The 17,509-nt window shown below is 71.9% G+C and carries 15 protein-coding genes; 2 read left to right on the forward strand and 13 right to left on the reverse strand.

The annotated features are described in order from the left end of the window. Window positions 1-67 precede the first annotated feature (67 nt). The 5 genes from DEU31_RS11245 to DEU31_RS16845 form a co-directional block, all read right to left on the reverse strand. Window positions 68-1,381 (reverse strand): M48 family metallopeptidase, encoded by a 1,314-nt coding sequence (locus DEU31_RS11245; protein ID WP_133677180.1) that lies wholly within the window; start codon window positions 1,379-1,381, stop codon window positions 68-70. A 227-nt stretch (window positions 1,382-1,608) separates the two neighbouring features. After that, window positions 1,609-3,039 carry an aldehyde dehydrogenase family protein gene (locus tag DEU31_RS11250; protein ID WP_133677181.1) on the reverse strand — a complete coding sequence of 477 codons (1,431 nt, stop codon included), beginning with the start codon at window positions 3,037-3,039 and terminating at the stop codon, window positions 1,609-1,611. An 89-nt stretch (window positions 3,040-3,128) separates the two neighbouring features. Continuing rightward, window positions 3,129-3,617 carry a hypothetical protein gene (locus tag DEU31_RS11255; protein WP_133677182.1) on the reverse strand — a complete coding sequence of 163 codons (489 nt, stop codon included), beginning with the start codon at window positions 3,615-3,617 and terminating at the stop codon, window positions 3,129-3,131. Further along, window positions 3,614-4,606 carry a hypothetical protein gene (locus DEU31_RS11260; protein ID WP_133677183.1) on the reverse strand — a complete coding sequence of 331 codons (993 nt, stop codon included), beginning with the start codon at window positions 4,604-4,606 and terminating at the stop codon, window positions 3,614-3,616. The genes DEU31_RS11255 and DEU31_RS11260 overlap by 4 nt, the downstream gene beginning before the upstream one ends. Window positions 4,607-4,611: 5 nt before the next feature. Then, window positions 4,612-4,779 carry a hypothetical protein gene (locus DEU31_RS16845; protein ID WP_166649479.1) on the reverse strand — a complete coding sequence of 56 codons (168 nt, stop codon included), beginning with the start codon at window positions 4,777-4,779 and terminating at the stop codon, window positions 4,612-4,614. A 335-nt stretch (window positions 4,780-5,114) separates the two neighbouring features. Here DEU31_RS16845 and DEU31_RS11265 point away from each other — a divergent pair, with 335 nt between their 5' ends. Continuing rightward, complete coding sequence (locus DEU31_RS11265; protein WP_133677184.1) at window positions 5,115-6,152, forward strand: MauE/DoxX family redox-associated membrane protein; 1,038 nt, start codon at window positions 5,115-5,117, stop codon at window positions 6,150-6,152. A 4-nt stretch (window positions 6,153-6,156) separates the two neighbouring features. On the opposite strand, the gene manA is transcribed toward DEU31_RS11265, so the two are convergent. From manA to DEU31_RS11305, 8 genes are all read right to left on the reverse strand, one after another. Continuing rightward, the gene (manA, locus tag DEU31_RS11270) at window positions 6,157-7,359 is read right to left on the reverse strand and encodes a mannose-6-phosphate isomerase, class I (RefSeq protein WP_133677185.1); all 1,203 of its coding nucleotides are present in this window, start codon (window positions 7,357-7,359) and stop codon (window positions 6,157-6,159) included. Between the two features lie 90 nt (window positions 7,360-7,449). Then, window positions 7,450-8,457, reverse strand: coding sequence for an acyltransferase (locus DEU31_RS11275; protein WP_166649480.1), 1,008 nt, complete (start codon window positions 8,455-8,457; stop codon window positions 7,450-7,452). Window positions 8,458-8,498: 41 nt separating this feature from the next. Beyond that, window positions 8,499-9,587, reverse strand: coding sequence for a hypothetical protein (locus tag DEU31_RS11280; RefSeq protein ID WP_133677187.1), 1,089 nt, complete (start codon window positions 9,585-9,587; stop codon window positions 8,499-8,501). Window positions 9,588-9,987: 400 nt separating this feature from the next. After that, window positions 9,988-11,739, reverse strand: a complete 1,752-nt coding sequence (locus DEU31_RS11285) for a pyruvate dehydrogenase (RefSeq protein ID WP_133677188.1) — start codon at window positions 11,737-11,739, stop codon at window positions 9,988-9,990. Between the two features lie 172 nt (window positions 11,740-11,911). Continuing rightward, window positions 11,912-13,249 carry a hemolysin family protein gene (locus tag DEU31_RS11290; protein ID WP_133677189.1) on the reverse strand — a complete coding sequence of 446 codons (1,338 nt, stop codon included), beginning with the start codon at window positions 13,247-13,249 and terminating at the stop codon, window positions 11,912-11,914. Between the two features lie 108 nt (window positions 13,250-13,357). Beyond that, window positions 13,358-14,287 (reverse strand): serine hydrolase domain-containing protein, encoded by a 930-nt coding sequence (locus DEU31_RS11295; RefSeq protein ID WP_133677190.1) that lies wholly within the window; start codon window positions 14,285-14,287, stop codon window positions 13,358-13,360. A 30-nt stretch (window positions 14,288-14,317) separates the two neighbouring features. Further along, window positions 14,318-15,454, reverse strand: coding sequence for a CAAX protease (locus DEU31_RS11300; RefSeq protein WP_133677191.1), 1,137 nt, complete (start codon window positions 15,452-15,454; stop codon window positions 14,318-14,320). Next, window positions 15,451-16,368, reverse strand: coding sequence for a class II glutamine amidotransferase (locus tag DEU31_RS11305; RefSeq protein ID WP_133677192.1), 918 nt, complete (start codon window positions 16,366-16,368; stop codon window positions 15,451-15,453). Before DEU31_RS11305 ends, DEU31_RS11300 begins: the two co-directional genes overlap by 4 nt. A 448-nt stretch (window positions 16,369-16,816) precedes the next feature. Here DEU31_RS11305 and DEU31_RS11310 point away from each other — a divergent pair, with 448 nt between their 5' ends. Continuing rightward, window positions 16,817-17,503, forward strand: a complete 687-nt coding sequence (locus tag DEU31_RS11310) for an NAD(P)-binding domain-containing protein (RefSeq protein ID WP_133677193.1) — start codon at window positions 16,817-16,819, stop codon at window positions 17,501-17,503. Window positions 17,504-17,509 lie beyond the last annotated feature (6 nt).

The raw sequence follows: 17,509 nt of genomic DNA on the forward strand, positions 1-17,509 counted from the left end.
GTGACCGGAGGGACACCGCAGCGGCCGGGCGCCACCCGTCGAGGCGGTGACGCGCGGCCGCTGGAGATCAGGACGACTGCGAGGGGCCCTGACCCGGTCCGAAGCTGCCGGGACCCTGCGGTCCCTGCTGCGCGTTCGGAGCCGGCGGCGCAAAGGAGTTCGCCTGCGCTCCGGCACGCGGGCCGCGGGCGTCGTCGTTGTACGGGCCGGGCGGGATGACGTAGCCGGAGCGTCCGCTGAGCAGCGGCGCGGCGGTCTGCACGGCCCGGGCCGTCGGGCGGTGGGGTGTCGGCACGCCGGTGAAGCGGCCGAACTGCTCGCCGTAGCCATCGGGACGGATCTGGCTGGCCTGGTCCAGCAGTGCGATCGCCTCGCCGGGGCTCGGGTACAGGGAGGACCAGCGGTGACCGGCCGGCAGCGGCGAGTCGAAGAGGTGTCCCTTGGGGCGGATCCACAGCGCGCCGGGCTTGGAGCGGTCGCGCAGGGCGTGGGCGCGCCAGGTGGTGATCGGGTGGGAGGAGCCCCAGTTGACCCAGTGCACGAAGAAGCTCGGGTCGGTCGCGGCACGGTCGGCGAGCTCGTGGACGTTGACCTCGGTGTTGAGGTACTTCCCGCCCGAGAGCAGGCCCATCACGCCGGCGGAGCCCTCGGGCGCGAAGCTGTAGCCGAAGTTGTCGGCGGTGTACTCCTGGGAGCGGGACAGGGCCGGGCCCAGGAGCGGGACCAGGGAGAGCAGGTTGGTGAACAGCAGACGGAAGTAGGAGACGTGGCCGGCGGCGAGGTGGCCCACCTCGTGGCCGATCACGAACTTCAGCGCGTCGCGGTCACGGCCCTGACCGCCGACCTCGAACAGGTCCGAGTGCACCACCACGAAGCGGCGGAACCCGTGGCCGGAGGCGAAGGCGTTGATCACGCCGTTGCCCATGGTCACGTAGGCGTCCGGGACGTTGCGCATCCCGAACTGGGCGGCGGCCTCGGCCACCATCCGGTAGCCCTCGGGGAACTGGGTGGGGCTCATCCGCACGGAGGTCGCGCGCAGCTGGGCGTACATGATCGCGCGCACCCACCAGATCAGAAACGGCAGCAGTGGCAGCAGGAACACCAGCTGAATCACCAGCGGGAGCATCGAGGCGTACTCCCACGCCTTGGAGACCGCGTCCTCGCCCTCTGTGGCGAACAGCCAGATCGTGCCGCCGATCGCACCGCCCCAGGAGAGGTAGCCGAGCACGGTCGCGGCCGCGCCCACCCACAGCAGCGGAAGCTCCCAGGGGTGGCGGATCCGGCGCTGGCCGCGGACGCCGTGGGTGGTGGCGCCGTTGAACAGGGACGGCTTCTTCGGCGGCGCGAGGGAAGCCGTCGAAGCGGTGGGCGGGAAGGTCATGAGGAGCTCCTCGAGCGCATCGGCTCATAGAGGTCGGAACGGCAGACCCGTGCGGGCCATGGAACGACGGTAGACCCGCTAGCCCCGCTGCGCATCACTGAGAGCCCTGGTCAGGCCCGAGCATGGCCGCGAGGAGGGGTCACCATAAACATTCGTCGCGGTGAGGTCATCCGCACGGCCGACGGCGGTCGAACGAGCCGAGGCGCCGGCGTCCGCTGCGCGGCGGCTCAGCGGAACAGCCGCCCGAGCAGCGCCCGCTTCGCCCCGCGGTACGGCGGGGTGACCAGCCGCAGCGTGTCGGGGCGCAGCGGCTTCTTCACGACAGGCTTGGCGTGCGTGAACACCTCAAGGCTCGCGAGGCCGTGGTACTTCCCCGTGCCGGACTCCCCCACGCCGCCGAAGGGCATGGTCTGGGAGCCGAGGTGAGCGAGGGTGTGGCCGAGGGCGAGGGATCCCGAGGAGGTCTCGGCGATGAACCGCTCCTCGATCTCGGGGCGGGGGCTGAACACGTAGGCGGTCAGCGGCTTCTCGCCCCCGTTGATGCGGGAGATCGCCTCGTCGGGCCCGTCCACGGCGAGCAGCGGGAGGACGGGGCCGAAGATCTCCTCGCCCATCACCGGGTCGCCCCAGTTCACACCGTCGAGGATCGTCGGCGGGAGGTAGCGCTCAGCGCGGTCCGCGCCCGCGGTGCCGCCGAGCACAGCCTTGCCGTCGTCGATCAGGGCAAGCACGCGGTCGAAGTGCTTCTGGTTCACCATGCGGCCGTAGTCGCGGCTGCGTCGGGGGTCGCGCCCGTACATCGCGGCGACGGCGTCCTTCAGATGGGGCACGAGGGCGTCGAGGGTGGAGCGCTCGGCCATGAGGTAGTCGGGGGCGACGCAGGTCTGCCCGGCATTGGTGAACTTCCCCCACACGATGCGGCGGGCGGTGGTGGCGAGGTCGGTGCCCCGATCGACGAAGACTGGCGACTTCCCGCCGAGCTCGAGCACGGTGGGGGTGAGGTGCTCGGCGGCGGCGCGGGCGACGATCCGGCCGACGGTTCCGTTGCCCGTGTAGAAGATCAGGTCGAAGCGCTGTTCGAGCAGGAGCGTGGTCTCCTCGACGGCGCCTTCGACGACTCTCACCCAGGCCGGGTCGAGGTGGGCGCGGACGAGGTGCGCGAGCGCGGCGGAGGTGGCGGGGGCGACCTCGCTGGGCTTGAGGATCGCGGTGTTCCCGCCGGCGATCGCGCCGATCAGCGGGGCGAGCGCGAGGTTCACGGGGTAGTTCCACGGGGAGATGATCAGCGTGGTTCCGAGAGGCTCGCGGCGGATCTGCCCGCTGGAGGGAGCGAGCAGCAGACCGGGTCCGAAGCGTTCCGGTCGCAGCCAGGCGCGGAGGTTCTTCCGCAGGTGCGCGATCTCCTGGGTGACCACGCCCAGCTCGGTGATCAGCGATTCGGTGCGGGACTTGCCGAGGTCCAGCTCGAGGGCCTTCAGCAGCCGGGGGCGTTCGGCGCGGAGGCCGCGGGCGAGGGCGTCGAGCTGGGCGATCCGCGCTGCGAGCGGCCGGGTGGTGCTGGCGTCGAAGGAGTCCCGCAGCGCGGCGACGTCGGCGAGGATCTCGCCTCGTCGGACGGCGTCGAGGGCGGTGGAGGCCTGCTGAGCGTCAGTCGACATGGCTCCAGGGTAGGGCCGGCCGTCCGATGACGGTTCGTGCTGAGCACCATTCCCCTCGGGCCGGACGCAGCATCGCCCGACCCCCGACTTCACCCTTCGCCGAGCAGGGTGAGGACGATGACCGGGCCCTCGTTCGAGACCCAGGCGCGCTGCTCCCACTGGCCGTCGCCCAACTTCGCGGCGAGCGCGGGGCACTCCCTGAACTCCTCGTTCCCGAGCTCTTCGGCGAGCTCGGGGACGACGTCGGGGGCGGCAGGCTCGCCCGCCTCCTCGCACAGCGACCGCCACTGCTCGGCCTGTGCATCGTCGACCTCGATCCGAGCGTCGATCCAGTAGGTGGAGGGGCCCGGGGCGCCGTTTCCCGTCGTCCCCGAGAACCACAGCACCGTGGCCTCCTCGGGGATTCCGCGCGTGCGGGACAGCAGCGGCGAGGGGTCCGTCTGTGCGGATTTCTCGATGTTCTTCTGCGCGGCTCGAGTCATCTCGGGCTCCTCCTCGCGATCGGTGAGACAGGCGGTGGCGCCGAGGACCGCGGCGATCAGCACGGCACGGCGGGTGCGGGGTCGCGCGGAGGTCACGGCGTCGTCACCGTGACCTGGTCCGGAGAGTTCACGTTCCATTCGACGACTCGTACGACTTCTCCACTGGGGTCGAACCCCTGAGCCCAACCGAGCTCCGAGAAGCGACCGTTCGCATCGTCGGGCTCCGAGGTGGCGATGTCCTGGTTGTTCGCGTTGAAGTTGTAGCGGTCCTCGGCGTGCACAGTGACGACCATTCGAGCGTTCCCCTGATCGTCGACGGTGACGTCGCCGCTGCTCCATTGCTGGTAGCCGCCGATCGTCTTCTGCCAGTTCTCGGTCGTCGGATAGTAGGACTCTCCGGCACTAGGCCCAGTGAATGAGAAGTCGTCCCGTCCTTCGGCGGCCATGGCCTGCGCGGCGTACTGGCTCTGACGGATCTGTGCATCGACGTTGGCTCGAACGCTCTCGTCCTCGATGTACGCCTCCTCGTAGTCGAACTCCATGCGCGTGCCCTCGGCACTGCGGTAATGCGCGTAGAACGCCAAGGCGTCGTCCAGACCCGGGCGTGCAGCCTGCCCGCCGCGTAGCATTGCCTCCCATCGCGCCCACGAAGCCCGGTCTCCCAGGGTCTCCTCTCCCTTCTTGGACTCGAAGGGGAAGTCGTCGTCCCACTCGAAGTCAGGTCGATCCGGCGCTCCCTCTCGGTACTGCGCCATCATCTCGTCCCAGGTCGGCCCGTCTGGGTGCATGGCGTCCCACTCCCTTCGGGCCGCCTCCTCGTCAGCAGGGAGGTTCGCTGGCGGTGCATCTCCATCATCACCACGGTTCTCGCGTGGCTGCCCCTGATCGGGCTCTGCGCCACCTGCCGTGGGAGGCGGCGCTCCGCCGGTGAGATCCATGGCGACCCTCGACGGCATCTCGGTCCCACCTCCTCCTTCGGAGGGCGTCGCTGGATCAGCTAGGAGATTGTCTCGCGCAGACGCCGCGTCCTGCTCCATCACGTGTTCCTCAAGCACCCTCGCCTGCTGCTCGAGCTGCTCCGCCACGTCGTTCAGCAGATCTCGCACCTCGCGCGCAGCGTTCCGGAACCGTCCGCGTCGACACCGCGCCAGATGTCCTCGCGACAGGCCTGGCCCAATACGGACGTCCCGATATCGGTCAAGCGGTCGGAACCGCCGTCGATGAGGCCGCCCAGGTGCACGACCTCGTCCGTCACCATCCCCCACATATGCATCCCCCTGAGTCCGCCTTCCCCTGTGTCACCTCGGACCGAACGGCGGCCGTGCAGTCCGGTCGACCGGGCGCCGCACGTCACGGTGAAGCTACCAGCTGCCGCTCGCGGACTCCTGCGTCTCCGGGATCTGGTTCCCTGCGGGGCACGTGCTCGGGAGGCAGCACCCGCTTCCGGCGCGAACCGCCCTGCGGGACTGCGCCGACCTGCACGGTGCGCCGTGGGCGAACGACCTGTCCGTCCCCGTTCCGTCGGTGATCGATGCCGGACAATGGAGGGGACGCCGTCCCGAAGGCCGGGCCGACGCGAGGAGGCTCCCCCGAATGGCTGTGCTGCTGTCGGCACCGATCCTGCTGTCGATCACCCTGCTGATCTCCGGGCTCGCGAAGCTCGGCGCGCGCGAAGGGACCCAGGACGCGATGCGCTCGCTGCGCCTCCCGCTGCCGGCGTTCCACGCCTCGGCCGCCTCGGTGCTCCCGGCCATGGAGATCTTCCTGGCGCTCGCGCTGTGGATCCCGCTGCCGCCCCTGCAGGTGCTTCTCGCAGGGCTGGTGGCGCTCCTGATGTTCACCTATCTGGTGATCATCGCGCGGGCGCTGACCTTCGAGGAGCAGGTGCACTGCTCCTGCTTCGGCACCCTCGCCTCCCCCACCGTCTCCCGCACCACGCTGGTGCGGAACGTGATCCTCAGCGTCCTGGGCGTTCTGGCCGTGGTCGCCGCCGCGAGCGGCGCGATGACCACTCTCCTGGTGCAGGCGCCGATGGGGCTGATCGGTTTCGGGCTAGCGCTGCTGATCGCGATCGCGCTGACGGCCGCCACGATCGGCGGAAGCGTCGCCGAGCCCGATGCCGACGCCTCGACCGCTCCCGCCCCTGCCGCGGCCGATGCGGACGAGGACGAGCTGCTGGACTACGAACGCAGCCCGATCCCGGCGGCGGTGCTGCAGCAGGCCGACGGCCGCCTGATCACCCTCACCCAGCTCACCGCGCAGCGGGCGGCGCTGCTGGTGTTCGTCACCGAGGGCTGCGGGCCGTGCGAACGGGTGCTGGACCACGCCGAGGAGTGGATCGGCGAGCTGGAGCAGACGCTGCAGGTGCGGTTCGTGTTCTCCCGCCCGCTGGACCAGCTGCGCGAGCGGACGACGGACCGCGTGGCGGGGTACGCCCTGCATGATCTGCAGTTCACCGCCCGCACCGCGCTCGGCGGCACGAGCGCGCCGAGCGCGGTGCTGCTGGGGGCCGACGGCCAGCTCGCCGGCGGCCCCGTCAACGGCGGCAGCGCGGTGATCGAGTTCGTGCAGGAGATCCGGGAGCAGTTGGCGGAGGCGCAGAGCAGCGATCCCGCGCCCAGGAGCCGGTGACGGATCACGGGACGCTCGCCTGGGCGAAGCGCCCCGCTCCTCCGGCCCGAAGCTCACCGGCGGAGGCCGGCACGAACAGCGCACGTCCCGCGCCGAGCACGTGACGACCGAGGCCGCTCTCCAGCAGCACCTCTCCCTCCAGCCCCAGGAGGATGCGGGGGCCGCCGCCCGGAACACGAAGGGGGAACCGATGCTCGCCGAGCGATCCCTCGAGCGTCGTGATCGACAGCTCGAAGTCGTCGACCGGGGCGTAGTAGGCGACGGAGGCGGCGCTCTGGCGCTCGGGGGCGACCCGCAGCGGCGGCGCGGCCTGGACGCTCACGCACTGGAGCATCTCGTCGGCGTCGACCAGCTTCGGCGTCAGCCCCGCCCTCAGCACGTTGTCGCTCGCAGCCATGATCTCGAGCCCTACCCCGTGGAGATACGAGTGAAGGGTCCCGGCGGGGACGTAGAGGGCCTCACCCGGCTGCAGGCTGACCGGATTCAGCAGGAGGGCCGCCACCACACCGGGGTCGCCGGGATGGTGCTCCGCGAGGTGGACCACGCAGCGGTCGATCCGGGGCGAGGGCGACTCCCCCGCTCCCAGACGGTGGCGACATGCCTCGACCACGCCCCGCACCGCCTCGGGGCCCGGCCGCATCGATGCCGAGACGAGGGACCGGAACGCCGCCCGCATCCCGTGGGCCGTCGGCTGCTGCACGAGGAGCTCGTGCAGCCGGTCGGTGAGCTCCGTCCCCAGTCCTTCGAGCAGGGTCGCCGCGCGGCGGGGAGTGCGGAAGCCGCACAGCGCCTCGAAGCGCGTCAGCGCCACGAGCATCTCAGGCTTGTGGTTGGCGTCGCGGTACCTGCGCTGCGGCGAGTCCAGCGGCAGCCCGGCGGCGTTCTCCGCCGCGAAGGACTCCGCGGCGTGCTCACGACCGGGATGCACCTGCAGCGACAGCGGTCGGTCGGGGGCGATGACCTTGAGCAGGTACGGCAGGCGCTGCGCGAAGGCGCGGGACACGCCGTCGCCGAGCATCCTGCGCGGCTCCGCGGCGATCGCCTCGTCCAGCGCACGACCTGCCGGGAGAAGGGAGGGCGCGACAGGGTGTGCGCCGAACCAGACCTCAGCCCAGGGCGTCCCGTCGGCCTCGCGCCCCAGGAACTCCGGCAGCGCGTCGGTCGATCCCCAGGCGTAGTGCTGGAGCGCGCCGTCAAGCTCCCACATGCTCCGTCCTCCTCCGTCCGTCCGGTCGCCTGCGAGCCTGACACCGCTCCGCGCTCGAGAGTGCAGGGCTCCTCGCGAACGGGTTCGCTTTCACGTCCCCGTCACCGCGAGGTGGCGCGGGGCGAGCGCGGCAGGGCGCGAGCGCCGCAGCTCGGGGAACACGAACAGCGACTCGATCCGCCGGCGCGCGAGGACCAGCAGAGTGGGGACGCCGAACGTCGTGATCATCATCAGCGGGATCACATAGGGCATGTTCTCCGTGCCGGTCACGTCGAGCACGCGCACGGTCGCGTAGGCGGCGAACGCATGCCCCACGTACATCACGATCGAATTGCGCCCGTACCACTCCAGCAGCCGCGTGAGGGGCCACCGGGGGATGCGGGGCGCGAGCCAGAGCACGAAGAGGATCCCCGCCAGCGAGACGGGGAGGTACTCGGGAGTCTGCGAGACCAGCAGCCGCTTGGCCACGATGTACCCGCCGCCCAGGGTGATCAGCGCGAGCAGCGCCGCGGCCCAGACCGGCATCCGCGTCTGGATCGTGGCCAGGTGCGGCCCCACCGCCGCGCCGAAGAAGAAGAACGCCCCGTACCAGAGGTACCGGTCCAGGATGGGGATGCCCGGCTCGACCAGCCACAGCACGGCCAGCGGCAGCGCCGCGAAGAGCAGCCAGGGCATCCACCGGGGCCGCAGCATCGCGGCGGCGTAGCAGAACAGCAGCGCGACCATGTACCAGAGGATCCCGCCGGAGACCCACACCTTCACGTGGGTGAGGCTGCTCAGCCAGCCCATCGTCGCGAAGATGATGGTCAGCCACACTGCGTAGGGCCAGGCGACGTGGCGGAGCTTGCCCGTCACGTACCTCCACGTGCCCTTGGCCAGCGACCGCTCCACGAGCAGGCCGGAGAGCACCAGCAGCATCGGGATGCGGAACGGTCCGAGGGCCGCGTTGAGCTTCCTGACGTAGTAGCCGGGCTCGGCGCCGTCGAGCAGCTGATCGGGGACCGACGCGGCATGCCAGAAGACCACCAGCACGATGGCGCCGCCACGGACGAGGTCCATCCACGTCATCCGCAGCCCGAGCCGCTGCGTGTCGTTCACGGCCGTTCCCTGCGTCCTCCGGAGCGGCACCGCCGGCGCCGTCATCCCGCTCCCTCGAGGATCTGGGCGATGAGGCGGGAGGGTTCGTCGGCCCCCGAAGGCAGCGCCGGCGTGGGCTCGCCGCCCCAGCGGCGCATGTCGTAGCGGTCCCAGAGCTCCCGCACCCAGGCGGGCACCCTCTCCCCCGTGACCCATGAGGGGATGCCGCGCGCGGCGGCCTCGAGCACGCCGGTGGAGACGATGCCGACCACCGGGGCGTGCACCTCGTGCAGCGGGACGGAGCTGTCCTGGAAATCCACGCCTCGGCGCCGCAGGAGCGTGTGCGCGGCGCGGGAGAGGACGTCGTCCTCCGAGGGATGCGGACGGTACAGCGCCTCCTCGGCACGGCAGAAGGAATAGGCGATGCCGGCGGTGGTCCGGCGCGGAAGCTCTGAGACGTGCATCTGGCCGAGGAACACGGGGCGCTGCCCGGTCACGTCGACCTCCTCGGCGCTCTCCTTCCCGGCCTGCCACAGCAGCTGGGAGCCGACGGTGCGCACCTCCACGTCGTCCCGTCCTGAGCGGTAGAACTCCGCATCGGCATCGCTCCAGGCCAGCAGCGTGGTGCGGGGCGGCAGCGGCGGGGCGTAGGGGGTCAGCACCCGGTGCTGGACCACGGCGGAGGCGGTGTCCGTCGCGAGCGCCCACTCGTGCGCGGCGCGGCCCGCCGCGAGGTCCTGGCCGAGGGTAAGCACCGCACCGATCCCGCGTGCGTCCAGCACCACGGCGAGGCGGCGGCGCTGCTCGTCGCGGATGGTGGCCGGTTCGATCCGCTCGTGGGCCCATTCGTCGCCCCCGAGCTCAGGCAGGTCCACGCCCGTCGGGCTCAGCACGTCCACGCCGATGCGCAGGTAAGGCAGGGCGGTCAGGAGGCTCGACCGGGACGCCGGGGAGGCGGAGTCCACAGCGATCAGCAGACGCGCTGAGCCCTCGCCCTCACGAGAGTGGAGCACGAGGCCCGGCAGCTGGTTCGTGCCGCGGCGGGAGCGCAGCGCGCCGGTCACGGCGTGCTTGACCCGACGGGCTCGGTTCCGCGTGCTCTGCCACTCCTGCCAGCGCTCCAGGGAGGTGGGGTGGATCAGTCCTGCCACGGCGAATCGTCCTCCTCGAGGCGATGATCGAAGATGTGCTCGGCGAGGGGGCGGTGACGACAAGCCTCCCGACCCCGCTCCCTCGGGCTCGGTCCTGCACCGCGTGCCGTGCGGGAGCGACGAGACCTTCGTGATCGTGCCGCACCGCGACCGCGCAACACCCGTCCACGAGACCCACCTCTCCCTTGCCGAGGAGCTCGACGGGGCGCATGGCGTGCCCGTTCGGTCACTGTAGACGAATCAGGTGGGCACCCGGCCGAAGGACAGGCCCTCGCCGGGCCTGAAAGGCCCGCTCGTCGCGCGAGGAGGTCATGCGAGGAGGGGGACGAGGCCGTCTCGCAGGATCATCAGCGGAGTCACCACCAGTGCGACCAGCCCGGCCCGTCTGCCTCGCCGCGCATCACCGCGGCATGTTCCGCAGGTTGCTCGCGGCCATGTCGACCATCCTTCCCACGCCGCCGCCGAGCACGATCTTCGTCGAGGCGGTGGCGAAGCCGCGGATCTGCTGGGCGGTGATCTTCGGAGGCATGGAGAGGGCGTCGGGGTCGGTGACCACGTCGATGAGCACCGGGCCGGGGGTCGCGAGCGCGGCGGCGAGCTGCTTCTTCAGCTTCTTCGGCTCTGTGATGCGCACCGCGCCGATGCCCACGCCCTCGGCGATCGCGGCGTAGTCCACGGCCTCGTGGTCGGTGCCGTGATCGGGCAGGCCCTCCACGAGCATCTCGAGCTTGACCATGCCGAGGCTGGAGTTGTTGAACACGAGGATCTTGGTGTCCAGCTCATGCAGCTTCACGGTCAGCAGCTCGCCCATCAGCATGCCGAGCCCGCCGTCGCCGCTCATCGAGATCACCTGCCGGCCGGGGAACGCCTTCGAGGCGCCGATCGCCTGGGGGAGGGCGTTGGCCATGGTGCCGTGGTGCCAGGAGCCGAACACGCGCCGCTTCCCGTTGGGGGTGATGTAGCGGGCGCCCCAGACGTTGCACATGCCGGTGTCCACGGTGAACACCGCGTCGTCGTCGGCGAGCTCGTCGAGCGTCGCGGCGACGAACTCGGGGTGGATGGGCGTCATCCGCTCAACGTTCTTCGTGTACGCGGCGACCACACCGGAGAGCGCCTTGTGGTGGGCCTTCAGCTGGCGGTGCAGGTAGCGGTGCCCCTTGGTGGACGTCAGCAGCGGCAGCACCGCCTGGAGGGTGAGCGCGACGTCGCCGTGCACGGCGAGGTCGAGGCCCACGCGGCGGCCCAGCCGGGACGCGTCGGCGTCGATCTGCACGATACGCGGCGCACCCTTGCCGTTCTCGCGCGGCAGGAACTCGCTGTAGGGGAAGTCGGTGCCCAGCAGGATCACGAGATCCGCCTCGTGCATCGCGTCGTAGCAGGCGCCATAGCCGAGCAGGCCGCTCATCCCCACGTCGTAGGGGTTGTCGTACTGCATCCACTCCTTGCCGCCGAAGGCGTGGCCGATCGGCGCCTTGACCCGTTCGGCGAGCGCGAGCACCTCCTCGCGGGCGCCGCGCACCCCGGCGCCGGCGAACAGCATCACCGTGTCCGCCTCGTCGATCAGCTCGGCGAGGCGGCCGACGGGGCCTGCGGCGGGCTGGACCGCGCCGAGCTCGGTGGCGAGATCCCGGGTGAGCGGGGCGTCGACCTCCTGGTCGGCGACGTCGCCGGGCAGCACCAGCACGGAGACGCCGCTCTTCGCGATCGCGGTCTGGATCGCGATGTGCAGCATCGTCGCGCCGTGGGGGCCGGAGTTGACCATCTCGCAGAAGTGGGAGCACTCCTGGAACAGCCGCTCCGGATGGGTCTCCTGGAAGAAGCCGGTGCCGATCTTCTCCGAGGGGATGTGGGAGGCGATCGCGAGGACGGGGGCGTTGTCGCGGTGCGCGTCGTACAGGCCCTGGATCATGTGGGTGTTGCCGGGGCCGCAGGAGCCGGCGCACACGGCGAGCTTCCCGGTCAGTCGGGCCTCGGCTCCCGCGGCGAAGGCGCCGGCCTCCTCGTTGCGCACGTGCACCCACTCGATGCCCTCGGTGGTGCGGACGGCGTCGACCACGGGGTTCAGCGAGTCGCCGACCACCCCGTAGATGCGCTCCACGCCGAGGTCGCGGAGCTGGGCGACGAGAAGCTGGGCGAAGGTGCTGCGAGCCATGAGAGGTCCTCCCGAGGTGTGGGTACCCGGGAGCACGGTCCCGGGACGGAGTGCATGTCCTCGACCCTACTCGCGAGATGCCCCGATGGCAGGGCTGAGCCCCGACCGATCGGCTCGGGAACGGCGCGGGCGGCAGCGGAGGCGAGGCGCGGCGGGGGCGGGCCCCGCCGGCTCAGACGGAGGGAGTCTCCTCGTCTGCCTGCTCCTCGCCCTCGGCGGGCGTCCCCGGGATGAAGCGCACCGTCTTCACCCGGCGCTCGTCGACCTCGGCGACCTCGAGGGTGCCGCCGTCGACCGCGACCGTGTCCCCGGCCTCGGGGATGCGACCCAGCTGCGCCATGAGGAAGCCGCCGACGGTCTCGTAGCCGCCGGTGTCCGGCAGGGAGATGTCGGTCGCGGCCTCGAACTCCTGCAGGATCAGGCCGCCCTCGAAGGTGCCGTCCGCCGCGAGGATGCTGTCCAGTCCGCCGGGAGCGGGCCAGGTGTCCGCGTCGAACTCGTCGTAGATCTCGCCGACGAGCTCCTCGAGCAGGTCCTCGAGGGTGACGATGCCGTCGGTGCCGCCGTACTCGTCCACGACCACGGCGATCTGGTCGGCGTGGGCACGCATCCGGTTCAGCGCCGAGAGCACCTGGACGGTGCCGGGGATGTGCTCGATGGGGCGCACCAGCTCCGACATGCGGGTGCGGACCGGGTCCTCGACCAGGAGCATGTCACGCACGTGCACGAAGCCGAGCACGTCGTCGACGTCGTCGCCGGTGACGGGATAGCGGGAGAAACCGGTGTCGCGGATCTCCTGTCGGCTCTCCTCGACGCTCTGGCGACCGTCGAGGAAGTGGACCTGGTGGCGGGGCTGCATGACCTCGACGACGGTGCGCTCGGAGGCGTCGAACACGTCGGCCAGCACCCGCGACTCGGCCTGGTCCAGGGCGTCGGAGTCGCGGACCATCGCCTTGATCTCCTCGGCGGAGACCGCCTCGCGGTTCGCGTTCGGGTCGCCGCCCAGCAGGCGCACGACGAGGTTGGTGGAGGCCGACAGCAGCCAGATCACCGGGCGCATCAGCTGCCCGAACAGGTGCAGCGGCGGGCCGACGATCCGCGTCATCCCCAGCGCGTTCTGCATGGCCAGGCGCTTGGGGACGAGCTCGCCGAACACGAGGGAGAGGTAGGCGATGATCAGCGTCATCCCGATCAGCGCGGCGGTCCCGGCGGTGGCCTCCGGCAGGCCCAGCCCCGTCAGCACCGGCACGAGCGACGGCGCGATCGTGGAGGCGCCGTAGGCGGAGGAGAAGAACCCGGCGACGGTCACGCCGATCTGCACCGCGGAGAGGAACTGGTTGGGGTCGCGGACCATCGTCGCGGTCTTCGCGCCGCGGGGCCCGGACTCCTCGAGCTGGTCGATCTGCGACTCGCGGAGATTCACGATCGCCATCTCGGTGCCCGCGAACACGCCGCCGATCAGCACGAAGAGCAGCACGAGGGCGATGTTCAGAAGGACGGAAGGATCCATGGGACAAACCTACCGGTGCGGGCCTGGGGCGCGGCTCAGGCAACGAGCCGCGCCGGTCGCGGCAGGGTCGGCCCTCGCGGCACGCACCGGACGGCGACGCCGGACCTTTCACAGCAGCGGCAGCAGCTCCTCCCACACGGCGCGGAGGATCTCGGCGCCGGCGCGGCCCTCGAGGTGCGAGGTCACGGTGAGCACGGCCTGCTGCGCGGGCAGGACCAGCAGGAACTGACCGTAGGCACCGTCGGCCCGCCAGGCCCCGTCGACCGTGCAGTCCCAGACCCCGAAGCCGTAACGGGCCGCCTCCGGCTCGGGGTCGCCGGTCGTGACCCAGGTGCCCTCGGCGTGGAGGGCGTCGATCCAGTCGGCGGGGACGAGCTGGGTGCCCTCGTGGGCGCCGCGGTCCAGGAGGAGGCGGCCGAGGCGGGCGAGCTGACCGCTCTTCAGGTGCAGGCCGGTCGCGCCCCACGTGCGGCCGTCACGGGTGGTGAACCACTGCGGGTTCAGGATCCCGAGCGGTGCGAACAGGCGCGGCATCAGCCAATCGCGCAGGGTCTGCCCGGTGCGCTCCTCGATCACGCGGGCGAGTAGGAAGATCGAGCCGTTGGAGTACTCGAACCGCTCCCCCGGCGCGGCGGTGAGGTCGGTGGCGAGCAGGTGGGCGGTGAGGTCCTCGTGCTCGCGCTCGGCGTCGAGGAAGCCGAGCACCGGGGAGCCGGAGGTCATGGTCAGCAGGTGCCGCAGCCGCACCTCGTCCACGCCCTGCCCGTACCCTCCGGTCGGGGCGGGCAGGTGGTCTGTGAGCAGGTCCTCGACCCGCAGCAGCCCCTCGGCCTGCGCGATCCCGACGGCGAGGGCGGTGACGGTCTTCGAGACCGAGTAGATGTTCTCGGCGGTGTCCTCGACGAAGCGGTGGGAGAGCTCGGGATGGCCCGTGCGGTGCAGGTGCAGGGCGCGCACGCCCAGGCGCTGCTCCAGGATCCGCTGGCGCAGCGGCAGCAGGAGGTACGGGTCGGCGGGGGTGGCAGCGATGTCGCTCATGGCTCGACCGTAGTCGGTGAGGCCGATGCCTCAGATGTGCACCGGGTCGGGTGCCTCCTGGCCTGCAGGCCGGGTGACGGGCTCGAGCAGGGCCACGCCCTCGCGTCGGCCGATCCACAGCGCGAGAGCGGCGGTGAGCAGCAGCAGCCCGGCGGCGGCGGCGACCCCGCCGGCGAGCGCCGCCTCGGGCGCGGCGGCCGCGGGGACGGCGAGCGCAGCGGCGGAGGTGCCCGGTGCGGCGGCGGCCGCCCCGACCGCGCCGATCCCGGCCCCCGCTCCGCTGCCCGCGGCGAACGCGCCGACGACGTGGGAGAGCAGGGTCAGCGTGCTGGTCAGCGCGATCGGCAGTTCGAGCCCGCCCGTCTTCCAGGCGAGCACCCCGGCGCAGAGGCCGAGGGCCAGTGCCGGCAGCACCACGGCGGGGGTCAGGTCGCGGCCGATCAGCATCACGGCGGTGCCGGCGAGCACGGGCAGGACGGGACTGCGCAGCCAGGTGCCGAGCGCCTGCATCACGGTGCCGCGCAGGCTCAGCTCGAGTCCCGCCGCCTGCAGCGGTGCCAGGACCAGCGCGAGCAGCGTCACCAGCAGCAGCTGCGGGACGGAGGCCGACGGCTCCGCCGCGGTGCCGACGGTGCCGGTCAGCGCGCCGGCGATCGCGGCGGCAGCGGCCACGACCGCCCCGGCTCCGATCCCGGCGAGCAGCAGGGAGCGGTCCCTGCGCAGCTGCGCGGCGATCGACCAAGCGGTGCCGACCGGTCGCCAGCCGCCCACTCGCACGCCCACGATCCCGGCGGGCAGCCACATCGCCCCCATCGCCAGCGCCAGGCCGACGTCCAGGGGGCTGGTCGGGTCGCCGCTGGTGACGCCGCGGGCGATGTTCACGCCGGGCACCACCGCGAGCAGCAGCACCGCGGTGACCAGCACGACGGAGCTGAGCACCACGTAGGCGAGGAGGGCCGCGCCGAGGCTGAGCAGCGGCTTCGCGGGCCGGGACCAGGCCGAGCGGAGGGTCGCGAGGCGGTGGTACGCCGTCTCGGGGGTGTCCGACGAGGCGGCGTCGGGGATGCTGTCGGAAGCGGCGGCCGCGGCCGGAACGGCGTCGGATCCGGTGCCGTCGGCCGGGCCGGAGGTCGCGCCGTCGAGAGGCCAGGAGGTCGCGTCGCTCATGCGGCGCGCTCGGCGAGGCGGCGGCGACGCTCCTGCTGCGCCTGGTCCTGGGCCGCATGCGCCTGGGACGCGGCGGCGGAGAGGCCGAGGTCCTCCAGCGCCAGCGGCTGGGCGAGCGGGCCGAAGGGGCGCTCGCGGCGCACGGTGCCGTCGGCCGCGAGGTGCAGCAGCTCGCCGGAGTCCATGAGGCGCCAGGCGGGGTCATCATCCATCGGCTCGGAGGCGATCACCACCGAGTCGATGCCGGCGAGGTCCTCGCTGCGGGTGCGCAGCGTGGCGGAGGACTGGTCCAGCGCCTCGCGGGGCGCTGCCGTGGTCGCCTCCCGCTCCAGCACCCACAGCTCGTTGGTGGCGGGCAGGCGCACCGCGATCAGCTCCTCGTCCTTCAGCACCAGCACGTTCACCGAGTACACGGGCACGTTCCGCGCGATCCAGTCCAGCGCCGCGACGACGCCGCCGCGCAGGTCGCCGCCGTGCGCGGCGACCTCCCCGGTGATCAGCGCGGCCATCCACTCGCTGTCGGTCGTGCCGCGGACGTGATGGGCGGCACCGAGCTCGCGGACCCGCTCCTTCATCTGCTCGGTGACCTCGAGCACGCCGTTGTGGGCGGAGAGGATCCCGTCCTGCAGGAAGGGGTGGGTGTTCTCGTCGCTGTGCCCGGTGCCGGAGGAGAGCCGTACGTGCGCGATCATCGCGCGGGACCGCACCGCGGTGGCGATCTGTCCGAAGCGCTCGGAGGCGTAGGCCGCGACGGGCTTCTTCGCGACCTGCGGGGCGCCGTGCTCGTCGATCCAGCCCAGCCCCGTCCCATCGGCGTTGAAGCGGGACTGGCGGAGCAGCGAGTAGGGAGCGTCCAGCAGCCAGAAGTCGGCGGTGATGGGCTGGTCGGAATGGAGGGCGAAGAGTCGGCACATGACGCCTCCACTGTAGAGCGGGAGGCCTGTGGGCGCCGTGAGGGCCGACACCCGAGGCCGGGGGCAGGCTGATGCCAAGGGCGGTGGCAGCCGATGCCAGGGGCCGGGACCGGCTGAGGCCAGGGGCAGGGGCGGGCCGGCACCCTAGGCCGGGGCCGGATGAGGGCAGGGGCGGTGGCAGCCGATGCCAGGGGGCCGGGGCCGGGCCGATCGGACGCGGGGCCCGCCGGATCGAGCACCGGAGGCCCCTGCACCCCGGGGAACGCCGGGGGCATGGTCAGGTAATGGCGCTGGGCGTACCTCTATGCCTATATAGGCGTAGAGGTACGCCCAGCGCCAGTACCCGTCACCCACGCCCCGCTGCACGCCCCGCCCCCTGCCCCGCCGCCACGGCGCGAGACCCGTCACCTTCGGGAAGGACCGCGCTGACCGGCGCGTTCGGCCCGCCATGAGCAGCTCCTCTCGCCTCACGCTCGGGATCCTCGGCGCCGGGAAGGTCGGCACGGTCCTGGCCCGCCTCGCGGTCGCCGCCGGTCATGAGGTGCTGATCGCCGGCTCCGGCGACCCCGCGAAGATCACGCTGATCACCCAGTTCCTGGCCCCGGGCGCTCAGCCGGTCACCGCCCGTGAGGCGGCTGAGCGCGCGGACCTCGTGATCCTCGCGCTGCCGCTGGGCAAGCACGCCACGATCCCCGCCGACGCCTCGGAGGGGAAGCTCGTCATCGATGCGATGAACTACTGGTGGGAGACCGACGGCCGGATCGAGGAGTTCTCCTCCCCCAGCGCCTCCACCAGCGTGTTCATCCAGGAGCAGCTGCCGGACGCGACCGTGGTCAAGGCGTTCAACCACATGGGTTATCACGACCTCGAGGACCTCGCCCATCGGCCCGCGCCGCGTGCCGCGATCGGGATCGCCGGCCCCTCCCCCGCGACCGGCGTGGTCGCCCGTCTCGTGGACGACCTCGGCTTCGACCCGGTGCTGATCGGGGAGCTCTCAGAGGGGGTGCGCCTGCAGCCCTTCACCGAGGCGTTCGGGGCGAGCACCGATGCGGACGCCCTGCGGGAGATCGTGGAGCGGTTCCCCGAGACAGATCGCGGCCGGGAGGTCATGGCCGCGCTCGGCGCCGAGGTCTGAGCCGGA

It is taken from the genome of Brachybacterium sp. AG952 (assembly GCF_004362645.1).
Lineage (GTDB): Bacteria > Actinomycetota > Actinomycetes > Actinomycetales > Dermabacteraceae > Brachybacterium > Brachybacterium conglomeratum.

Coding starts and splice junctions, on each gene's coding strand:
- DEU31_RS11245 (WP_133677180.1), bottom strand. CDS start 1,381: ATGACCTTCCCGCCCACCGCTTCGACGGCTTCCCTCGCGCCGCCGAAG.
- DEU31_RS11265 (WP_133677184.1), top strand. CDS start 5,115: ATGGCTGTGCTGCTGTCGGCACCGATCCTGCTGTCGATCACCCTGCTG.
- DEU31_RS11310 (WP_133677193.1), top strand. CDS start 16,817: ATGAGCAGCTCCTCTCGCCTCACGCTCGGGATCCTCGGCGCCGGGAAG.
- DEU31_RS11285 (WP_133677188.1), bottom strand. CDS start 11,739: ATGGCTCGCAGCACCTTCGCCCAGCTTCTCGTCGCCCAGCTCCGCGAC.
- DEU31_RS16845 (WP_166649479.1), bottom strand. CDS start 4,779: ATGGTGACGGACGAGGTCGTGCACCTGGGCGGCCTCATCGACGGCGGT.
- DEU31_RS11295 (WP_133677190.1), bottom strand. CDS start 14,287: ATGAGCGACATCGCTGCCACCCCCGCCGACCCGTACCTCCTGCTGCCG.
- manA (WP_133677185.1), bottom strand. CDS start 7,359: ATGTGGGAGCTTGACGGCGCGCTCCAGCACTACGCCTGGGGATCGACC.
- DEU31_RS11305 (WP_133677192.1), bottom strand. CDS start 16,368: ATGTGCCGACTCTTCGCCCTCCATTCCGACCAGCCCATCACCGCCGAC.
- DEU31_RS11290 (WP_133677189.1), bottom strand. CDS start 13,249: ATGGATCCTTCCGTCCTTCTGAACATCGCCCTCGTGCTGCTCTTCGTG.
- DEU31_RS11300 (WP_133677191.1), bottom strand. CDS start 15,454: ATGAGCGACGCGACCTCCTGGCCTCTCGACGGCGCGACCTCCGGCCCG.
- DEU31_RS11250 (WP_133677181.1), bottom strand. CDS start 3,039: ATGTCGACTGACGCTCAGCAGGCCTCCACCGCCCTCGACGCCGTCCGA.